This window comes from Streptomyces sp. NPDC000878 (assembly GCF_053599695.1).
On the sequence record NZ_JBSFMT010000020.1, the window covers coordinates 1 to 19529 of the forward strand.

The following is a 19529-nucleotide window of genomic DNA, read 5'->3' on the forward strand; positions in this document are numbered from 1 at the left end:
GCCGAGCACCCGGACTGGGTGATGCTCTACCAGTACGGCAACCCCGACAACGCGGGCGCCCACTACGCCACCACCGGCCCGGCCGCCGCCGCGATCAGCTCGCGGCACTTCTTCACGTCCTCGGCCATCTGTACGAGCAGCGCGTCCAGCGAGTCGAACTTGGCCTGGCCGCGTACGAACGCCAGGAAGTCGACGGCGACGTGCAGGCCGTACAGATCGAGGCCGACGCGGTCGATGGCGTACGCCTCCACCGTCCGTTCCGTGCCGTCGAACTGCGGGTTCGTGCCGACGGAGATCGCGGCCGGCATCACCTCGCCGTCCGCGTGCAGCCAGCCCGCGTAGACACCGTCGGCCGGGATCGCGGTGTGGGGCAGCGTCTCCACGTTGGCGGTGGGGAAGCCGAGTTCACGGCCGCGCTGGGCGCCCCGGACGACAACACCCTCGACGCGGTGCGGGCGGCCGAGGATCTCGCGTGCTCCCTCGACGTCACCCTCGCCGACCAGACGGCGCGTCAGCGTGGACGAGAACGGCTCGCCGCCGCCCGCCTCGCCCGACACGTACAGGTCGACGACCTCGACCTCGAAGTCGTACGTCCGGCCGAGTTCGGTCAGGAACTTCACGTTGCCGGCCGCCTTGTGGCCGAAACGGAAGTTCGGGCCCTCGACGACCGCCCGGGCGTGCAGCTTGTCGACGAGGACCTTGACCACGAAGTCGGCCGGGGAGAGCTTCGAGAACTCCTTGGTGAACGGGAGGATGAGGACGGCGTCGACACCCAGCTCGGCCATCAGTTCGGCACGGCGGTGGTGCGGGGCCAGCAGCGGCGGGTGGCTGCCGGGGCGCACGACCTCGCTGGGGTGCGGGTCGAACGTGACGACGACCGAGGGAACGCCCAGCTCGCGGGCGCGCTCCACGGCATGCCGGATGATCAGCTGGTGTCCGCGGTGGACCCCGTCGTAGGAACCGATGGTGACGACGCCGCGTCCCCAGTCCTCAGGGATGTCCTCCAAGCCACGCCAGCGCTGCACTGTGACCGCTCCTCGTCGAACCCGTGTCCGTGTCTGCCTCTTACGCAGGCCTTCTTACGCAGGTCTAAGGGTGCCATGCCGGACGCGCCCCGCTCGCATCGGCATGGAGGCTGTGACGGGGCGCACGTGACCGGGTGTCGGATGTCGCCCCGTCGCTGCCCCGTCACTGCCCCGTCGCCGTCCCGTCGCTGCCTGGTCGGCGCCCCGTCGACGCCTCTTGGCGTGTCCTACGCGGGGACCCGTACCCCCGCCAGGTTCTCGATCATGCGCCGGGTGCTGGGGCCGACCACGACGGCCCACTCCCCCGGGGTGTCGGCCAGCCAGCCCGCCACCAGCGCCGCGAACCCGGGCACCCGCCTGCTCAGCTCGACCAGACAGCAGTCGAACCGCGTCGCCCCGTCCGGAGTGCGTACGAGCAGCAGACCGCAGCGGTGTACGAGGCCCCGCGTGCGTTCCTCGCCATGGCGGGCCGCGGCCTCCACGGTGGCGCGGAGCAGCGCGTCCAGGGCGGTGGGGTCGTGCTCCCGGGCCAGCAGTGCTTCGAGGAGTTCATGGCGGAGGGGGTGGGAGTCGGGGGCCCCGGGCGCGGCGAGCACGGTCGCGAGGGCGGCGCGCACCGGTGCCGGGCCGCCGTCGAGGAGACCGGTGACCAGCGGAAGGAGCACAGGCCGGACGGTCGGTCCCTGGTCGAGGCGCCGGTCGACGTACGCGGCCATGTGCCCGGCGGTCTCCGGGCGCCGCTCCACCGCCTCCCGTACGAGCACGGCGACCCGGCGGGCGAGGGCCGGGGTCGTGACGTCGGCGAGGGTGCGCAGCGCGTCGCCCGGCTCCGGCCCGAGGAGCCTGGTCCGGAACGCGTCGAGGACCGGCTCCGGGTGGGTCGTGAGGGCGGGGATCAGGGCGCTCGGCGGGAGATGCGGGTCGCCGGCCGTGAAGTGCCGTAGCGCCTGCGGGAGATGCTGGGCGCGGGTACGCGGATCACGGACGAGGAGCGCGAGCGCGCCGCCGTGCAGCGTGCAGTCGCCCGGGCGGGCGAGCAGGGCGAGGGCCGCGTAGCGCAGGAGGTCGCGGTCGGCCTCGGTGGGCACATGGGGCGCGACGCGCGTTCCGTACGCCACCGCCGCGACCCGCCGGGCCGGTCGCTCGTCGTGCGCCCACCGGTCCACGGCCCGGCAGACGGCCGACGGCTCCTCCTCGGCGAGCACGGCGAGGAGTTCGTCCCCACGCCGGTGCGCACTGTCGACGAGCACCTCGGTCAGCTCGTCCAGGGCCCGGTGGCGGTGGGTGTGGAGCAACGCCTGGGCGGCGGTCGCCACGGTCGCGTCCGGCGTCGCGGGCAGCGGACGGTCGTCGTCGAACCAGCGGGCGAGGAGCGGTTGTACGGCGGTGGGGTCGGCGGCGAGCAGCTGCGCCACGGCGTCCAGGTAGCGGGGCTGGTCGGACTGGCCCGGCGGGTCGTCGCTGACGACGAGTCGGCGCAGGAGGTCGACACGGGTGGCCTCGGGGAGGCGGAGGGCGGTCCAGAAAGAAGGGCCCAACTCCGGGGGCACCGTCTGGTGCCGTCGGCGGCGGGCCACGATGCGGTCCGCTAGGAGGCGCAGGACGTGGGTGTACGGGGTCGCGTCGGGGACGTGGCGGAGTACGTCGGTGAGGAGGTGGGTCGCCCACCAGGTGGATGTCGCGGTGGCAGTCGTGGTCGCGGTGGCGGTCGTGGTCGTAGTGGCGGTCGTGGTGGTTGTCTCGGTGGCTGTGGAGGAGGTTGAGGGCTGGGGCTGCGGGTCGATGGCTTGCGCCAACTCCCTTAGGCGTACGGCCAGTTCGGGCGCTCCGTGCTGGCGGGCGAGGAGGAGCAGCGACTGGACGACCGGGCCGATGCGGTGGTGCGGTACGGGGACGAGGGCCGCGTTCCTGTCGGTCTCCGGGCGGCGGCGGTGGACCAGGGCGTGCAGTGCCTCGTCCAGGTCCAGGTGCGTGCCCTGGATCCAGTCGGCCAGTTCCTCGTGGGCGAAGCGGTAGCCGGTGCCGGCGGGGACGAGGAGGCCCTCGGTGAGGACGGCGGAGGCCCAGCCCGTGCCGCCGCCCAGCCGGGCCGGTGCGGGGCCCCAGGGGAACACGGACTCGAAGGACGCGCGGTCCAGCTCGCCCTGTCCGGGGCCCAGGCTGCGGCGGGCGGCCTCGTGGACCTGGCCGGAGACCTTGGCTGCGAGGCGGCGTACGGGGGTGCCGCGCAGGCCGTTCTCCGCCGCGAGGCGGACGGCGATGCGGAGGCACATCAGGTCCAGGTAGGCGGTGAAGACGTCGTGGCGGTCCAGGCGGGGGTGGGGGGTGGTGGTCGGGGTGTCGGGGTGGGTGGGGTGAGGAGGGTGAGTAGGGAGGGCGGCGCGGACCTCGGAGAGGAGGCGGAGGGTGAGGGGGTGGCGGGCGTCCTCGGGGGTGAGGGCGGACGGGGGGATGGCGTAGCGGGTGTGGGCTTGGTGGGCTTCGGATTCGGTGAGGTCGGTGAGGTGGAGGTGGCGTGGGGGGTGGGGTGGCCCTGGGTGTTTCTCGCCCCCGCCGCCCCTACCCGTCCCATCCCTGGGGGCTGGGCCCCCAGACCCCCGCTTATCGGCCTGAACGGCCTCGTCCTCAAACGCCGGACGGGCTGAAATGGCTGGCCCGGCCTCGTCCTCAGATCCCGCCCCGCCCGCCTTCTGCTCCCAAGACCCCGCCCCACCCCCCGTCTGCTCCCAGTACTCCGGGCGGCACGCCACCACCAGGCGGGCGTGGGATTCCCGGAGCCATGCCTCCGTCGCCCTTGTCCATTCCTGTGCTCGGTGGGCCAGGAGTGGGGGCATTTCCTCGGGGCCGTCCAGGAGGAGGAGCAGGGGGCGGTCGGTTTTGTGGGCCAGGTGGGACAGGCGTTCCGGGGTGATGTCGCCCAGGTCGGTGCCGTACTCGCCCGACGCGGCCACGATCCGGCCCGCGCGGTCCAGTGCGCGGCGGGCCGCGTCCGCCACCGAGGTGTCCTCGTCGCGCAGGTCGGCGCCGCGCAGCCACAGGGTGGGGGCCGGTTCCGGGTCTCGGTGGCGGCGGGCGGCGAGGGCCGCGAGTTCCGTCGTACGGCCGCTGCCGGGGGCGCCGACCAGGCCGAGGACGACGGCCGGGCTTTCGCGCGCGGCGGTGAACGCCTTCAACTCCCTTGCCAGTTCCGCCCGTTCGACCGGCTCGACCGCGCCCGCGTCCAGGCCGCCCGAGGTACGGCCCACGAAGCCCGCCAGTGCGCCCGGCGGTCCGTCCGAGCCCACCGAGGTGGCCGTCAGTTCCAGGACGCCCGCGAGATTGAGGTCGGCGCCGAACGCGGGGACCGTCGCCGCGTTGCGGGCCAGGAGGTCTGCGAGGGGGGCGCCCACTGCCCGTCGGGTGTGGAGGGGGAGCGCGAAGCCCGGTGCGCGGTGGCCGGGCGGTTCCGGTGACGTTCCCGTGGGCTGCGGCAGCAGGGGCGTGCCCAACACCCCCAGCACCGCTCCCGTCGTACGGTCGAGCACCGGGCCGCCGGCCGCGCCGCCGCCCAGTCGCAGCGCGTCGCTGCCCGCTGTGCCGATGGCCAGCTCAAGGGCGTCGGGGAGGAGATGGAAGCGGTCCGTGGCCGTGTAGGTGACGTCGGTCGTGCCGAGCACGCGCGCCTCGCGCCAGCCGCCCGCCGCGATCCGTACGTATGTGCCAGTCGCCACCCGGTCTCGGACCGAGACGGGGAGCGGATCCGCGCCCAGGCCCTCCGTGCGCACCAGGGCCAGGCCCAAGGTCGGGAGGAGGGTCACCGCATCTGCCGCCGACACCACACACGTACGGTCCGCAGGGCCGTGGAGGACCAGCCGGGCCAGTCCGTCGACGGCCTCGTGGCTGGTGATCAGTGTGCCGTGGTGGTCGGCCACGAAGCCCGTGCCGCGTGGGCGACCGGCCAGGTCGCACACCCGCACGAGCGACTCTGCGGCAACCTCGGTGGCATCGCCGACTTCCGCGGCTCCTGCGGCTTCCGCAGCGGCTTCGTTCTCTCGTGTCTCACGCGCTCCGGCCGACGGCCGACGGCCACCCCCGGCGCGCGGGCCCCGTCCCGCCATCGTCGACCTCCCCGCCGTACACGCGTGCCTGCGTACGCACGCGTCTGCTTTCGACGGTAGGCATCCGGTGATCAGCAGGACAGAGTGTGCGACGAACGCGCCCCCTTCCGCCCCCTCGGTTCACTCCGAGCGCCTGCCCGGACGGGTGAATGAACCGCGAGGGATGGATACACCTCTGGGTGGGGGAACCGAGGGGGGACCGTGGAGCGGCGGGAACGTCCCCGTGACCGCCGCTCCACGGACCGGTAGCACTCCACTGCTGTCCACCCTGCCGTCCACTGCTGTCAGACGAAGACCGCGAGGCTCTTCGCCTTGCCCTTCTCCTCCTCCACCAGGGCGAGGAACTGCCCGGCGGGGTCGAAGACGGCCACGGCACCGACGCCCGTGTACTCCTCGGGCATCTCCAGCCGTACGCCGTTCGTCAGCAGCCGTGCCCGCTTCTCGTCCACGTTCCAGCGCGGGAACGCGGCAGTGGCCGCCTCGGCGATCGGCATCACCGTCAGCTCCTGCTGCAACTGGTCGAGCGTGCGGGCCGTGTCCAGCTTGTACGGGCCGACGCGCGTCCGGCGCAGCGCCGTGAGGTGGCCGCCGACGCCCAGGTCGGCGCCCAGGTCCCGGGCCAGCGCGCGGATGTACGTACCGGAGGAGCACACCACCGACACGACCAGGTCGAGTACGGGGGTGCCGTCGGCCGCGACCGCCTCCCGGACGTCGTACACCGCGAAGGAGGAGACGGTGACCGGGCGGGCCGGGATCTCGAACTCCTCGCCCTCGCGGGCCCGTTTGTAGGAGCGCACGCCGTTGATCTTGATGGCGCTGACCTTGGACGGCACCTGCATGATGCGGCCGGTCAGCTTGGCGACGCCGGCGTCGACGGCCTCGCGGGTGATCCCGGAGGCGTCGGTGGAGGAGGTGATGTCCCCCTCGGCGTCGTCGGTGAGCGTGTTCTGTCCGAGGCGGACGGTGCCGAGGTACTCCTTCTCGGTCAGCGCGAGGTGGCCGAGGAGCTTGGTCGCGCGCTCGACCCCGAGGACGAGCACGCCCGTGGCCATGGGGTCGAGGGTGCCGGCGTGTCCGACGCGGCGGGTCCTGGCGATCCCGCGCATCTTGGCGACCACGTCGTGCGAAGTGAAGCCCGACGGCTTGTCGACGATGACAAGCCCGTCGGGCGTCCTGGTGTTCTTCTGCGTCATTCGGAGGTGTCGTCCGTCCCTGCGGTGTCGTCCTCGTCGTCCGGCTTCTTGTACGGGTCCGCGTCACCGGCGAACGCGGCGCCCGCGGACGCCTGGCGCACCTGCGCGTCGGAGGCACGGGCCTTGTCGAGGAGGTCCTCGATCTTCTTGGAGGTGTCCGGGAGGGCGTCGGCGACGAAGGCCAGGGTCGGCGTGAACTTCACGCCCGCGGCCTGGCCGACGGCGGAGCGCAGGACGCCCTTGGCGCTCTCCAGACCGGCGGCAGCGGCTGCCCGGTCCTCGTCGTCCCCGTAGACCGTGTAGAAGACGGTCGCCTCCCGGAGGTCCCCGGTGACCCGGGTGTCCGTGATGGTGACGTGGGTGCCGAGGCGCGGGTCCTTGATCCCGCGCTGGAGCTTCTGGGCCACCACCTCTCGGATGAGGTCAGCCAACCTCTTCGCCCGCGCGTTGTCGGCCACTGGTCCGTCTCCCGTTCTTTTCTGTTCCGCGTTCTGCGTTGCGCTTCTGCGTCCTGCGTTCTTGCAGGTCGTTCAGGTCATTCATTTGTTCGGCTAGTCGTCGTCGCCGTGGAGCCGTCGTCGTACGGACAGCAGTTCCACCTCGGGGCGGCCGGCCACCAGTCGCTCGCACTGGTCCAGCACATCGGTGATGTGTGCCGTGTCGCCTGCCACCACCGCCAGGCCTATGCCCGCTCTGCGGTGCAGGTCCAGGTGTTCGACCTCGGCCGCGCTCACCGCGTACTTGCGCTGGAGTTCGGCGACGATCGGGCGGACGACGGAGCGCTTCTCCTTCAGCGAGCGTACGTCGCCGAGCAGGAGGTCGAAGGACAGAGTCCCCACGTACATGTGTGTATCCGGATGACCCGCCGGTGCGGGATCGATGGCCCCGCCGACTGTATGGGCGGGGACATCAAGAACGGTACAGCGTACGGGGCGGTGGCTCGACGGGATTGTTGTTCGCCCCCGCCGCCCTTACCCGTCCCATCCCTGGGGGCTGCGCCCCCAGACCCCCCTTTCGCGCTGAACGCGCTCGTCCTCAAACGCCGGACGGGCTGAGTTGGTCAGCCCGTCCGGCGATTGAGGACAAGGCCCGTTCAGGGCCGGAGTGGGGGTCTGGGGGCGGCAGCCCCCAGGGATGGGACGGGTAGGGGCGGCGGGGGCGAAGAAAATCCCTGCCTAGCCCCGTCAACTCCGAACCCGTGAAACCCCCGACGACACCACCAACAACACCCCCAGCATCACGAACGGCGCCCCCACCCCCGTAACCCCCGCGACCAGCCCCGCCGTAGCCGGCGCAGCCACCTGGCCGAGCCGATTGCCGGTCAGCCGCAGCGCGAGGGCGGTCGACCGAGCCCCCGGCGGAGCCGCCTGGACGACCGTCGTCATCGACAGGGGCTGGCCCACGCCCAGGCAGAACCCCAGCGCCGTGAGCATCAACGCCAGCCCCCACACCGGCACCGGCAGCGCGATCCCCGCACACAGCACCGCCCCCAACAGACAGGTCACGGTGAGGAGTCGACGCCGCCCCAGCAGCCGCACGAGCGGCGTCAGCACCAGCCGGCACGCGATCGTGGCCGCCGCCCGCAGCCCGAGGAGTACGCCGATGACCGCCGGCGCGATACCCCGGTCCTCGCCGACCACCGGAAGGTAGGCGGTGAGAACGTCGGTCGCGGACAGCACGGCGAGGCTGACGAAGATGCCCGCGGGTACGCCCCGGGTGCGCAGTATGCGGTGCACGGGGACACGATCACCTTGCTCCGTACGGGACTTGACGGCCGTACGGTCCTCGACGCGCCACAACGACGTGAACGAGAGCGCGGCGACCGCACCCGCGACGAGCAGGGCGCGTGCACTGCTCGCCGCCATGTCCTCGCCCCCGATCAGCGCACCGGCCGCCATCGGACCGATGAACTGGCCGAGCGAGACGCCGATGGTGAAGTGGCCGAAGTTGCGGTCCTGTTCGTCGGGGGCGGACCGGCGGGCGACGAGCGACTGGCCGCCGATGACGAAGCAGAGGTGGCCGAGGCCCGTCACGCCGCTCCACGCGGCCATCGCCACAAGGGAGTTGGCGGTGGCGCCCAGCGCACAGCCGCCCGAGATGAGGAGCGCGCCGACGGTCAGCAGGGGCGCGCAGCGGCCGTGGTCGGTGCGACGGCCCAGCGGGACGGCGGCGAAGAGCGGGAGCAGGGCGTACGCGGCGGCGATGACGCCGATCGCCCGCTCGTCCGCGCCCAGCGCGAGGGCCCGGTAGGAGACGGCGGGCCGGGCCATCGACACCGCCCCCTGCGTGAAGCTGAAGGCGATGACGAGGCGGAGCAGCCAGCCGCGGTTCCCACCGGGCCTCATGGACTTGTCCTTCCGGACGGGCGTGTGCGTACGTACGTGCGTGCCTGCGGGCGGATCAGATGATGCCGAACAGGATTCCCGCCCCGAGGATCGCCAGCGAGGTCAGGATCGCCCACTTGACCACGAACTTGGTGTGGTCGCCGAACTCGACCTTCGCCATGCCGACGAGAACGTACACGGCCGGGACGAGCGGGCTGGACATGTGCAGGGGCTGGGCGATGAGGGAGGCGCGGGCGATCTCCAGCGGGGAGACGCCGTGGGCCGCGCCGGCCTCGGCGAGGACGGGCAGGACGCCGAAGTAGAAGCCGTCGTTCGACATGAAGTAGGTGAGCGGGATGCTCAGCAGGCCGGTGACGAAGGCCATGTGCGGGCCCATGCCGTCGGGGATGTTGTCGACGAGCCAGCGGGCCATGTGGTCGACCATGCCGGTACCGGTCAGGACGCCGGTGAAGACGGCGGCGGCGAAGACCATGCCGGAGACGTTGAGGACGTTCTCTGCGTGGGCGCCGAGACGGGCCTTCTGGTCGGGCATGTGCGGGAAGTTGACCGTCAGGGCGAGCGCGGCACCGAGCAGGAACAGCACCGGGATCGGCAGCCACTCCATGATCATGGAGGTGAGCAGCGTGACCGTGAGGAGCGCGTTGAACCAGTAGAGCTTGGGCCGCAGGGTGGCACGGTTGGGGTCGAGGACCTTCAGCATCCGGTCGTCGTCATCGTCGCTGTCCCCGGCCGTGGCGTCGCCCGGGTTCCCCTCGGCGGCCGAACCGCCGGTCGGTGCGGCCGAGTTGCCCGCCCCGGATCCCCCGGCGGCCGACTTCGCGCCCGAACCGGCGCCGACGAGGACGGTCTCCGTCTCCTGCTCCGGCTCCTCCACCAGGACCGCGTCCAGCGTCAGCACGCCGAGCCGCTTGCGCTCGCGGCGGCCGAGGACGTACGAGAGGGCGATGACGAAGGCCAGGCCGGCGGCGAGTGCCGGGATCATCGGGACGAAGATGTCGCTGGCGTCGAGCTTCAGGGCCGTCGCGGCACGGGCCGTCGGGCCACCCCAGGGCAGGGTGTTCATCACACCGTTGGCCATCGCGGCGACGCCGGTCATCACGACGAGGCTCATCTTCAGGCGCTTGTACAGGGGGTACATCGCCGAGACCGTGATCATGAAGGTGGTCGAGCCGTCGCCGTCGAGGGAGACGATCGCCGCGAGAAGCGCGGTGCCGACGACGATGCGCAGCGGGTCCGCCTTGGCGAACTTCAGGATGCCTCGGACGATCGGGTCGAAGAGGCCGACGTCGATCATCACACCGAAGTAGACGATCGCGAACATGAGCATCGCCGCGGTGGGGGCGAGGCTGGTGACGCCGTCGATGACGTAGTCACCGAGCTTGGCGCCCTTCCCGACGAAGACGCAGAACAGTGCCGGGATCAGTACGAGCGCCGCGATCGGCGACATCTTCTTCATCATGATCAGGACCAGGAAGGTCGCGATCATCGTGAAGCCCAGGATGGTCAACATGAGTGGGTTACCTAACGTTCGCCCTTGAACTCCCACCGGAGTCGGCAGTGCGTTGACGTTAGGGCGGCCACGCAAGTCTTAACAAGATGTTGACGTGCGAGCAATAAGCGCAAAACTCCAGGTCACAGCGTTGTGCCTGCTGGCGCGAGTTCGATGGGTACACCATTCAGTACGGCGTTGCCCGACAGCGGGTCCAGCAGACTGCCGTCGAGGAGCTGGTTGACGTTGACCCCGGGGTCGACGGCGGCGTGCGCGAGCCGGGTGCCGGGCCGGTCGTGTCCCCACCCGTGGGGCAGGCTGACGACCCCCCGCCGGACCACGTCCGTGATCTCCGCCGGGGCCACCACCTCTCCCCCGGCGCCCTTGATCCGTACGGGGGCGCCGTCCTCGACCCCGAGGCGGGCGGCGTCCTCGGGGTGGATGTGCAGGGTGCAGCGGTTGGTGCCGCCGGTGAGGGCGGGCACGTTGTGCATCCAGCTGTTGTTGGAACGGAGGTGGCGGCGGCCGATGAGCACGATCCCGGCAGGGCGCTCGCGCAGGGCCTGGCGCAGTCGTGGCAGGTCGTCGGCGATGGGTCCCGGCAGGAGTTCGATCCGGCCGCTGCGCGTCTTCAGGGGCTGCGGCAGGCGCGACTGGAGCGCCCCCAGGTCGATGCCGTGCGGGTGGGCGAGCAGCTTCGCCAGGCTCAGCCCGTCCGGCCGTACGCCGAAGCCGTCGCCGTACGGGCCCAGGCGCAGCATCAGGTCGAGGCGGCGCTCGGGGCCGGTGTCGCCGTCGAGCGACTTGGCCAGCTCCCGCGGATCCCGGCCGTGGACCGGGGAGTGGGGTTCCTTGACGGCCTTGCCGAGGGTCTGGTCGATGACCATGGTGTCCACGGCGGCGGGGTCGGCGCCGTGCATCCCGGTCGCGGCCAGGATGAGCCGCGCGAAGATCTCGGTCTCGGCCATCCGGCCCGGCTCCAGGGGGACCGCGGGGCGGTTGTAGCGGACCTGGTTGCGGACGGCGAGGGTGTTGAGGGCGAAGTCGTGGTGCGGGCTCTGCGAGGGCGGGGGCGGCGGCAGGACGACGTGCGCGTGGCGCGAGGTCTCGTTGAGGTAGGGGTCGACGCTGACCATGAAGTCGAGCGAGTCCAGCGCCTTGTCGAGCCGGTTGCCGTCGGGCGCGGAGAGGACGGGGTTGGCGGCGACGGCGATGAGCGCCCGGATCGGCTCGCCCTCGGCGCCTTGGGTGCCGGTAGCGGTGTCGATCTCCTCGGCGAGCGCGGAGAGCGGCAACTCGCCTTTCGCCTCCGGGTGTTGGCCGACCCGCGAGTGCCAGCGGCCCAGCGCGAAGCCGTGGCTGGGCCCGGCCGGTCGAGGCGTCTTGTCGGTGGCCGCCTGCGGGAAGAGGGCGCCGCCGGGACGGTCGAGGTTGCCGGTGAGGATGTCGAGGACGTCGACCAGCCAGCTGGCGAGGGTGCCGTGCGGGACGGTGCAGCTGCCGATGCGGCCGTAGACGGCGGCGGTGGGCGCGGCGGCGAGTTCCCGGGCGAGGGTACGAATGGTGTCCGCGTCCACGTCGCACGCTTCGGAGACGGCCTCGGGAGTGAAGTCCCGTACGGACTCGGCGAGTTCGTCGACCCCGACGACATGCGGCGCCAACTCGCCCAGGTCGACGAGGTGTTCGTCGAACAGGACGAAGGTCATCGCGGCGAGGAGCAGGGCGTCCGTACCGGGGCGGATCGCGATGTGCCGGTCGGCGAGCTTGGCGGTGCGGGTGCGGCGCGGGTCGATGACGGTGAGGGTGCCGCCGCGCGCCTTGAGGGCCTTGAGCTTGCCGGGGAAGTCGGGTGCGGTGCACAGACTCCCGTTGGACTCAAGGGGGTTGGCGCCGATGAGCAGGAGGTGGTCGGTGCGGTCGAGGTCGGGTACGGGGATCGCGTTGGCGTCGCCGTACAGCAGGCCACTGGAGACGTGCTTGGGCATCTGGTCGACCGTCGAGGCGGTGAAGACACTGCGGGTGCCGAGACCGGCGAGCAGGACGGTCGGGTAGAGCGCCCCGGCCACGGTGTGCACGTTCGGATTCCCGAGGACGACACCGACGGAGTTCGCCCCGTACTGCTCGACGACACCCCGGATTCCGGCCGCGACGGCGTTGAAGGCCTCCGCCCAACTGGCCTCGCGCAGCTCGCCGTCCCGTCGTACGAGGGGGGTGCGCAGCCGGTCGGGGTCGCTGTCGAGGGCCCCGAAGGAGGCGCCCTTCGGGCAGATGAACCCCTGGCTGAACACGTCGTCGCGGTCACCTCGGGCCCGGGTGACCCGGCCGCTCTCGATGGTGAGCGTCAGTCCGCAGGTGGCCTCGCACAGGGGGCACACGCGCAGGGCGGTACGGGAGTCGGTGGGGCTGGACACGGGTCCTCCCGGAGGGTGGCGGCAGCGTTGACGCACGGCTGGAGACTGAGGCCGAGCATACCGACCGGTACGGATGGCGGGGAGGCCTTCGACGGGGTGAGGTCGGAAACCCGCGAGCCCGACCGCCTGACGCCTGTCGCCCGCTCGCCCGACATCTGAGGCCGCCCGCGCGACACCTATTGCCCGTGCGTCCGTGCGTCCGCGTCAGTCCAGCACCCGCGCCAGATACGCCCGCAGCAGCTCCCGCATCTCCCCGATGATCCGCTCGTCCCCCTCCGGAGCGACCCGGAAGGCCAGGTGGACCAGGGTGTCGGCGGTCTCCACGGCGACCAGGAACGTACGGCGGAGGTCGTCGTCCGGGGCGCGGCCGATGACGTCGGAGAGGAGGGTGGTGAGGGTGTCGGCGACGCGGTGGTTGGGTTCGGCGTCGCGTTTGCCGACCGGGATCTGGTTGCCGAAGTCGACGAGCGAGAAACCGGGCGCGGTCCGTTTCATGGTGAGGTACTCGTCGAGCACGGCGTCCATGGCCTCGCGCCAGCCACCCCCGCTCATCTCCCGCAGCCGCTCGGTGACACGCGCGATGAAGTGCTCCAGGTTCCGCTGGGCCAGCGCGTCCGCCATGGCGCGCTTGTTGCCGAAGAAGCGGTAGACGGAGCCTATGGGGACGCCGGCGCGGATCGCCACCGCCCGGGTGCTCAGGGCGTCGTAGCCGACCTCGTCGAGGAGGTCGGCGCAGGCGTCGAGGATTCGGGTCAGCCGTTCGGCACTGCGCCGCTGTACGGGCGCACGACGTAGCGAGGTAGCTGGGGGCACGCCCTTCATCATGCCGTTCCCCGGCGGCCCGGTGAACCGTGCCCCTCGCTTTCCCCCTCTTGCGCCCGTGAACATCGAATCCTACGGTGAAGCATAGGAATGAGGGCGAGGGAGCGAGGGAGCACCCATGAGCGGGGACGTGAGCGAGGACATCGCCGGGGACGCGCGGAAGGCCGCCGAAGGGCTGGCCCACCTCACCGGCTTCGGCAACGAGCACAGCTCGGAGGCCGTCCCCGGCGCCCTGCCCGAGGGCCGCAACTCGCCGCAGCGCGCCCCCCTCGGCCTCTACGCCGAGCAGCTCAGCGGTACGGCGTTCACCGAGCCCCGCGCCCACAACCGCCGCTCCTGGCTGTACCGCATCCGCCCTTCGGCGGCGCACCCCCCGTTCGCCCCCACCGACAACGGCCCGCTCCGCGCGGCCCCCTTCACGGAATCCGTGCCCGATCCCAACCGGCTGCGCTGGAACCCGCTGCCCGAACCCCCGCCCGGCACGGACTTTCTGGCGGGCCTGTGGACCCTCGGCGGCAACGGCGACGCCACGCAGCGCACCGGCATGGCCGTGCACCTCTACCACGCCGACTCGTCGATGGAGCGGGTGTTCAGCGACGCCGACGGGGAGCTGCTGATCGTCCCGGAGTCCGGCGGACTGCTGCTGCGCACCGAGTTCGGGCTGCTGTACGTCGAACCGGGTCATGTCGCGCTGATCCCGCGCGGGGTGCGCTTCCGGGTGGAACTGCTGGATGCCGCCGCCCGCGGTTACGTGTGCGAGAACTACGGAGCCGCCTTCCAGCTCCCCGACCTGGGGCCGATCGGCGCCAACGGACTGGCGAACGCACGGGACTTCAGGGCGCCGGTGGCCGCGTACGAGGACGTCGAGGGTCCGGTGGAGGTCGTCAACAAGTTCTGCGGCAACCTCTGGACGGCGGTATACGACCACTCCCCGCTCGACGTCGTCGCCTGGCACGGCAACCATGTCCCGTACGCCTACGACCTGCGCCGCTTCAACGTCCTCGGCACGATCTCGTACGACCATCCGGACCCGTCGATCTTCACGGTGCTGACGTCGCCGTCGGACACTCCGGGCCTCGCGGGCGTCGACTTCGTCGTGTTCGCGCCGCGCTGGCTGGTGGGCGAGGACACCTTCCGGCCGCCGTACTTCCACCGGAACGTGATGAGCGAGTACATGGGGCTGATCGAGGGCGCGTACGACGCGAAAGCGGAAGGCTTCGTGCCCGGGGGCGGCTCGCTGCACAACATGATGTCCGCGCACGGGCCCGACCGGGAGACCTTCGACCGGGCGAGCGCGGCCGAGCTGCGGCCACAACGGATCGACGACGGGCTGGCGTTCATGTTCGAGACACGCTGGCCGGTGACCCTGACGGCACAGGCGGCGCAGGCGGAACATCTCCAACCCGGGTACGACGACGTGTGGTCGGGCCTCCAGCGTCACTTCCGCCCGTTGCACTGAGCGTTGACGACCGGTACGGATACCTCCGTGACCTCCTTCGCGCCGGACTCGATCGTCCTGAACCGCAAACTGCCGCTCTGGTACCAGGTTTCGCAGTCCCTGCGCGCCTCGATCCTCGGCCGCTCGGCGCGGGACCCGCTGCGCCTGCCCACCGAGGAGCAGTTGGCGGGCCACTACGGCGTGAGCGTGCTGACCATGCGGCAGGCGCTGAAGGAGCTGGAGGACGAGGGGCTGATCAGCCGGCACCGCAGGCGCGGCACGTTCATCGAGCCGGACGCCCGACGAGGCGCTCCCGTACGGCTCCTGGGCTCGGTCGACGCGATCGTCGCCCAGCAGTCCGGCATGACGACCGAACTCCTCGGCCACGGCAGCGCGCCCGTGCCCGCCGAACTCGCCGAGTACTTCCCGGACTTGGTGGAGGTGGCCACGTACCACCGGCTGCGCGGCGACGAGGAGACCGGCGAACCGACCAACCACGCCCGCAACTACGTCCGTCCGGAACTCGCCGAGCGCATCGACCGCGACGATCTGCTCCGCTGGCCGATGACCAAGGTGCTGCGGGACGCCGTGGGCGCGGACATCGCCCGCATCACGGACACCGTCCAGGCCCGCCTGGCGGACCCGGAGACGGCCCGCCTCCTCCGCGTCCCCCTCCTCAGCCCGATCCTGCACTACACGGGCGTCGCGTACGACGAGGGCGGCCGGGTCCTGGACGTGGCCGTCATCCACTACCGGGGCGACCGCTTCTCCTTCACGGTGACCCTGGACGCGACCTAATACCTGTCCGGCGGAGGGGACGGCGGGTGTCGTCGTACGATGCCCAGCGTGCCGTACGACGACGATGCTCCGCTGCTCGCGGACCTCATGCCGTGGTCCGTCGCACCGCCACGGCTGGGCCGGGGGTGGCCGACGGCCCCCGACACGGCATCCCTGAAAGCACGCTGGGACGCCCTGCTGAAGGCCGAAGGCCCGGACCGCGAGACCCTGTTCGAACCGACACGCTCACGCACCCCCCACTCGGCGGTCGGACAGTTGCCGGGCCGGCAGAGCGGCACGGAGAAGCTCGCCCGCGCAACCGGCCCCTGCGCGGAGCCCGTACGGGTCCTCCGGGCCCCCTTCGACGAGCAGTGGCTGATCCCGGACCACCGGCTGATCGACGCGGCGCGCCCGGAGCTGTGGCGGGTGGCGGACGAACGCCAGGTGTTCGTAGTCGAGACGGCGACCTCTCCCCCGGACTCCGCCGGACCGCTCCTCCTCGCCTCGCCTCTGCTGTCGCTGATCCGCCCGGGCCGGATCCGCCCGCTGTACCGACGCCCCGGCGGCACCGAACCCAACCTGGCCCCGGGCCTGTTGGCCCACCTCACCGGCCGCCTCGGCCACCGCACCGACCCGCTCGACGTCCTCGCCTGGACTCTGGTCGCCGTACGCCCGGGCCTCTCCGTCCCCCTCACCACCGACCCCGACCTCTGGTCCCGGGGCGTCGAGTTGGGCCACCGGATGCTGTGGCTGATGCGCCGGAACGGCGACCGCCCCAAACTCCCCGGCGGCCGACGCCCTTACGTACGCGCCCCGTTGCCCTCCCGCCCGGTCGCCGTCCACTACGACCGCGACGAGGAGACCCTCCAGGTCGACGACGGCCGGATCTCCCCGGTACCGCCGGAGGCGTGGGACTTCGAGGTGGGCGGAGTGCGGGTGCTGGAGGAGTGGCTCGCGGTGCGGATGGGAGGCGCGGTCGAGCCGGGGACCCTGGAGGCGATCCGCCCGGCGACCTGGCCGCAGACCTGGACCTCCGAGCTCCTGGAGCTGATCACGGTACTGGCCCTACTGGCGGAACTGCGCCCACAGCGGGAGGAGTTGACGGCCACGGACCCGATCACGGTCACTGAGCTGCGAGCGGCGGGCGTCCTCCCGGTACCTGACAGGGCGCGCCGACCGGCATCGGTTCTGGACCACCACGAAGAGGGCCCAGAAGGCCAGTTCACGCTCATCTGACCAACCCGCCTTCAGGCCTTTAGGGGCGCGGGGAACTGCGCGAGCAACCACAACGGACCCGCACCCGGCAACGAACGACTCACCCCCGCGGCGAAAACCCGTCCAGCACCCGCAGAACCATCCGATCGAACACAGCCTCCAGGTCGATCGGCCCCGAGTCCTCCATGAACGCCGCAGCCAACCTCGGATACGCCCCGCCGGCCACCTGCCCCCCGAGATACGCGATCCGCATCGCGTTCTCCTGCTCCTCCGACCACGGCAACGACCGCACCCGCTCAGCCGTCGCCAACTCGTTGCCGACATACGTCGTCACCATGCCGTTGAGCATCGCGATCAGCTCGAACTTCGTCCCGTAGGTCCCCTCGAACGGGTCGAGGCAGGTCAGGCAGTGTTCGAGATAGCGCAGGGCGTTCGGACTGAAGCCGTACACCGGGGACATCAGACGCGGCAGCCAAGGATGCCGAAGCATCAGCGCACGCGTCTGGTGCGCGACCCGCACCATGTCCGCACGCCAGTCCCCCGACGGCTCCCACAACTCGTGCTCGCCGCTGATCGCGTCAACCATCAGCTCGTACAGGTCCTCCTTGCGGGGGACGTAGTTGTAGAGCGACATCGTGCCGCAGCCCAGTTCGGCCGCGACGCGCCGCATCGAGGCCGCGTCGAGCCCCTCCGCGTCCGCGATCCGCACCGCGGCGGCCGCGATGTCGGCGCGGCTGTACGCGGCCTTGGGGCCACGGCCCGCACGTTCGGGACGCGCCCAGATCACTTCGGGTACGGCGGCTCGGCCGGCCATTGATCATCACCTCGACCACCCATCGTAGTTACGTACGGCGTACGTAGTGCGCTATGGTCACCTCATGACTACTACGTACGCTGTACTTAGTGAAGGGCTGGAGAAGTCCTTCGGGAAGGTCCATGCCGTACGCGGGCTGGACCTGGCCGTGGCCAAGGGCTCCGTGTGCGGGCTGCTGGGGCCGAACGGCGCGGGCAAGACCACGGTCGTACGGCTGCTCACCACACTGCTGCGGCCCGACGCGGGGTCGGCGCGAGTCGCGGGGCACGACCTCGTACGGGACGCGGCTGCCGTACGGCGCCGGATCGGCGTCACCGGGCAGTACGCGTCGGTCGACGGGGACCTGACCGGCCGCGAGAACCTGCGGCTGTTCGCCCGGCTGCACCGGGTCAGGGGGCCCGCGGAGCGCGCGGACGAGCTGCTCGACCGCTTCGGGCTGGCGGAAGCCGCAGACCGGCCCGCGTCCACCTACTCGGGCGGGATGCGCCGCCGCCTCGACCTCGCGGCGAGCCTGGTCGAGCGGCCCGAGGTGCTGTTCCTGGACGAACCGACGACGGGGCTCGACCCGGCGGCCCGTAACCAGATCTGGGCGGCGGTACGGGGGCTGAGGGACGAGGGTACGACCGTCCTCCTCACCACCCAGTACCTGGAGGAGGCCGACCGACTCGCCGACGAGATCGCCCTCGTGGAGCACGGCCGGGTCGCGCAGTCCGGAACGCCCGCCCAACTCAAGGCGCTCATCGGGTCGTACGCCGAGGTCGTGGTCGCCGATGCCGACGCGCTGCTCGGTGCGGCCGGGGTCCTCGACCAACTCACCGGTTCCGAACCGGTGTTGGACCGCGACCGGCTCACCGTCGGCGCGGTCACCACGGACCCGACGGTCACGCTCCCGCGTCTGGTTCGTGAACTGGACGCGGCGGGCGTGGCGTTGCTCGACGCGAGCCTGCGTCCGCCGACCCTCGACGATGTCTTTCTCCGGCTGACGGAGCGTAAGGAGCTTGCCGTATGAGCACGGTGGGGTACGACCTGGCGTACGACGGTACGGCCATGCTGGGCCGCCAGTTGCGGCGGATCCGGCACAACCCCGGGCTGCTGATCCTCACCCAGTCCATGCCGATCACGATGCTGCTGTTCTTCGGCTATGTCTTCGGCAGCGCCCTCGCGATGCCCGGCGAGGAGTACCGCGCCTTCCTCGTACCGGGGTTGCTCGTCGCGACCGCCGCCAACGGGCTCATGACAGGGATGTTCCAGGCGGCTCAGGACACCCACCGGGGCGTGACGGACCGCCTCCGTACGCTGCCCATCAGCCGGGCGGCCGTACCGCTGGGGCAGGCCCTCGCGGACCTGGTCGTCACGGCCGCCGGGACCGTGCCGGTGCTGCTGGTCGGGCTGGCGGTGGGCTGGCGGATCGAGGGGTCCACGCTCCAGGCAGTGGGCGCGGTGGGGCTGTTGCTGCTCTTCCGGTTCGCGATGACGTGGATCGGGATCCTGCTCGGGCTCGCCTCGAAGAGCGAGGAGGCGGCCGGTCAGCTCGGGGGTGCGACGTTCGTTCTGCCGCTGCTGTCCAACGCGTACATCCCGACGGACGGTCTGCCGGGGTGGCTTCGGACTCTCGCCGAGTGGAACCCCATCAGCGCGGTGACCACCGCGATGCGGTACCTGTTCGGGAACGCGTCTGTGCCGGCCTCGGGGGCCTGGCCTGTGACGCATCCTGTTGCGGGGGCGTTGGCCTGGTGTGCGGTGCTCGTTGCCGTGTTTCTGCCGCTCGCCGTCCGCAGGTACGCGGACGGCGAGCGTTGAGGGTCTGCTGGTGTTGTGAGACGGGTGCCGGTCGGATGTGGCTGGTCGCGCAGTTCCCCGCGCCCCTGAAGGAGCGCCCCCGTACAGGGCGATAATCCCGTGA

At 71.6% G+C, this 19529-nt stretch carries 15 protein-coding genes; 5 read left to right on the forward strand and 10 right to left on the reverse strand.

The window, feature by feature from the left end:
* Positions 1-62: 62 nt before the first annotated feature.
* The 9 genes from ACWDR4_RS19585 to ACWDR4_RS19625 all read right to left on the reverse strand — a co-directional run bounded on the left by ACWDR4_RS19585 (position 63) and on the right by ACWDR4_RS19625 (position 13382).
* Positions 63-1025 carry a bifunctional riboflavin kinase/FAD synthetase gene (locus ACWDR4_RS19585; protein WP_450410027.1) on the reverse strand — a complete coding sequence of 321 codons (963 nt, stop codon included), beginning with the start codon at positions 1023-1025 and terminating at the stop codon, positions 63-65.
* Positions 1026-1252: 227 nt separating this feature from the next.
* Complete coding sequence (locus ACWDR4_RS19590) at positions 1253-5122, reverse strand: trypsin-like peptidase domain-containing protein (protein WP_450410029.1); 3870 nt, start codon at positions 5120-5122, stop codon at positions 1253-1255.
* Between the two features lie 284 nt (positions 5123-5406).
* Positions 5407-6315: a tRNA pseudouridine(55) synthase TruB gene (gene truB / locus ACWDR4_RS19595; protein WP_450410031.1), complete on the reverse strand. Its 909-nt coding sequence runs from the start codon at positions 6313-6315 to the stop codon at positions 5407-5409.
* A complete protein-coding gene (rbfA, locus tag ACWDR4_RS19600) occupies positions 6312-6773 on the reverse strand; it encodes a 30S ribosome-binding factor RbfA (protein ID WP_450410032.1) in 462 nt (153 codons plus the stop codon). Before rbfA ends, truB begins: the two co-directional genes overlap by 4 nt.
* Positions 6774-6866: 93 nt before the next feature.
* Positions 6867-7160, reverse strand: coding sequence for a DUF503 domain-containing protein (locus ACWDR4_RS19605; RefSeq protein WP_369035550.1), 294 nt, complete (start codon positions 7158-7160; stop codon positions 6867-6869).
* 339 nt (positions 7161-7499) lie between these two features.
* Positions 7500-8660 (reverse strand): MFS transporter, encoded by a 1161-nt coding sequence (locus tag ACWDR4_RS19610; protein WP_450410034.1) that lies wholly within the window; start codon positions 8658-8660, stop codon positions 7500-7502.
* A 55-nt stretch (positions 8661-8715) separates the two neighbouring features.
* Positions 8716-10170: a CitMHS family transporter gene (locus tag ACWDR4_RS19615; RefSeq protein ID WP_450410035.1), complete on the reverse strand. Its 1455-nt coding sequence runs from the start codon at positions 10168-10170 to the stop codon at positions 8716-8718.
* A gap of 122 nt (positions 10171-10292) precedes the next feature.
* Entirely contained in the window at positions 10293-12560 is a 2268-nt protein-coding gene (locus tag ACWDR4_RS19620) for a molybdopterin oxidoreductase family protein (RefSeq protein ID WP_450410036.1), read from the reverse strand.
* A 204-nt stretch (positions 12561-12764) separates the two neighbouring features.
* Positions 12765-13382, reverse strand: coding sequence for a TetR family transcriptional regulator (locus ACWDR4_RS19625; protein WP_450410211.1), 618 nt, complete (start codon positions 13380-13382; stop codon positions 12765-12767).
* A gap of 142 nt (positions 13383-13524) precedes the next feature.
* On the opposite strand from ACWDR4_RS19625, the gene hmgA reads away from it, so the two are divergent.
* Genes hmgA through ACWDR4_RS19640 form a run of 3 tightly spaced genes read left to right on the forward strand, consistent with a single transcriptional unit; the run spans position 13525 to position 16833 of the window.
* Complete coding sequence (gene hmgA / locus ACWDR4_RS19630; RefSeq protein ID WP_450410213.1) at positions 13525-14841, forward strand: homogentisate 1,2-dioxygenase; 1317 nt, start codon at positions 13525-13527, stop codon at positions 14839-14841.
* Between the two features lie 27 nt (positions 14842-14868).
* Complete coding sequence (locus ACWDR4_RS19635) at positions 14869-15618, forward strand: GntR family transcriptional regulator (RefSeq protein WP_450410038.1); 750 nt, start codon at positions 14869-14871, stop codon at positions 15616-15618.
* A 39-nt stretch (positions 15619-15657) separates the two neighbouring features.
* A complete protein-coding gene (locus ACWDR4_RS19640) occupies positions 15658-16833 on the forward strand; it encodes a type ISP restriction/modification enzyme (protein WP_450410040.1) in 1176 nt (391 codons plus the stop codon).
* Positions 16834-16912: 79 nt separating this feature from the next.
* On the opposite strand, the gene ACWDR4_RS19645 is transcribed toward ACWDR4_RS19640, so the two are convergent.
* Complete coding sequence (locus tag ACWDR4_RS19645; protein WP_450410041.1) at positions 16913-17626, reverse strand: TetR/AcrR family transcriptional regulator C-terminal domain-containing protein; 714 nt, start codon at positions 17624-17626, stop codon at positions 16913-16915.
* A gap of 64 nt (positions 17627-17690) precedes the next feature.
* Here ACWDR4_RS19645 and ACWDR4_RS19650 point away from each other — a divergent pair, with 64 nt between their 5' ends.
* Positions 17691-18635, forward strand: coding sequence for an ATP-binding cassette domain-containing protein (locus ACWDR4_RS19650; RefSeq protein WP_450410042.1), 945 nt, complete (start codon positions 17691-17693; stop codon positions 18633-18635).
* On the forward strand, positions 18632-19426 hold the full coding sequence (locus ACWDR4_RS19655) for an ABC transporter permease (RefSeq protein ID WP_450410044.1): 795 nt from the start codon (positions 18632-18634) through the stop codon (positions 19424-19426). Before ACWDR4_RS19650 ends, ACWDR4_RS19655 begins: the two co-directional genes overlap by 4 nt.
* Positions 19427-19529 lie beyond the last annotated feature (103 nt).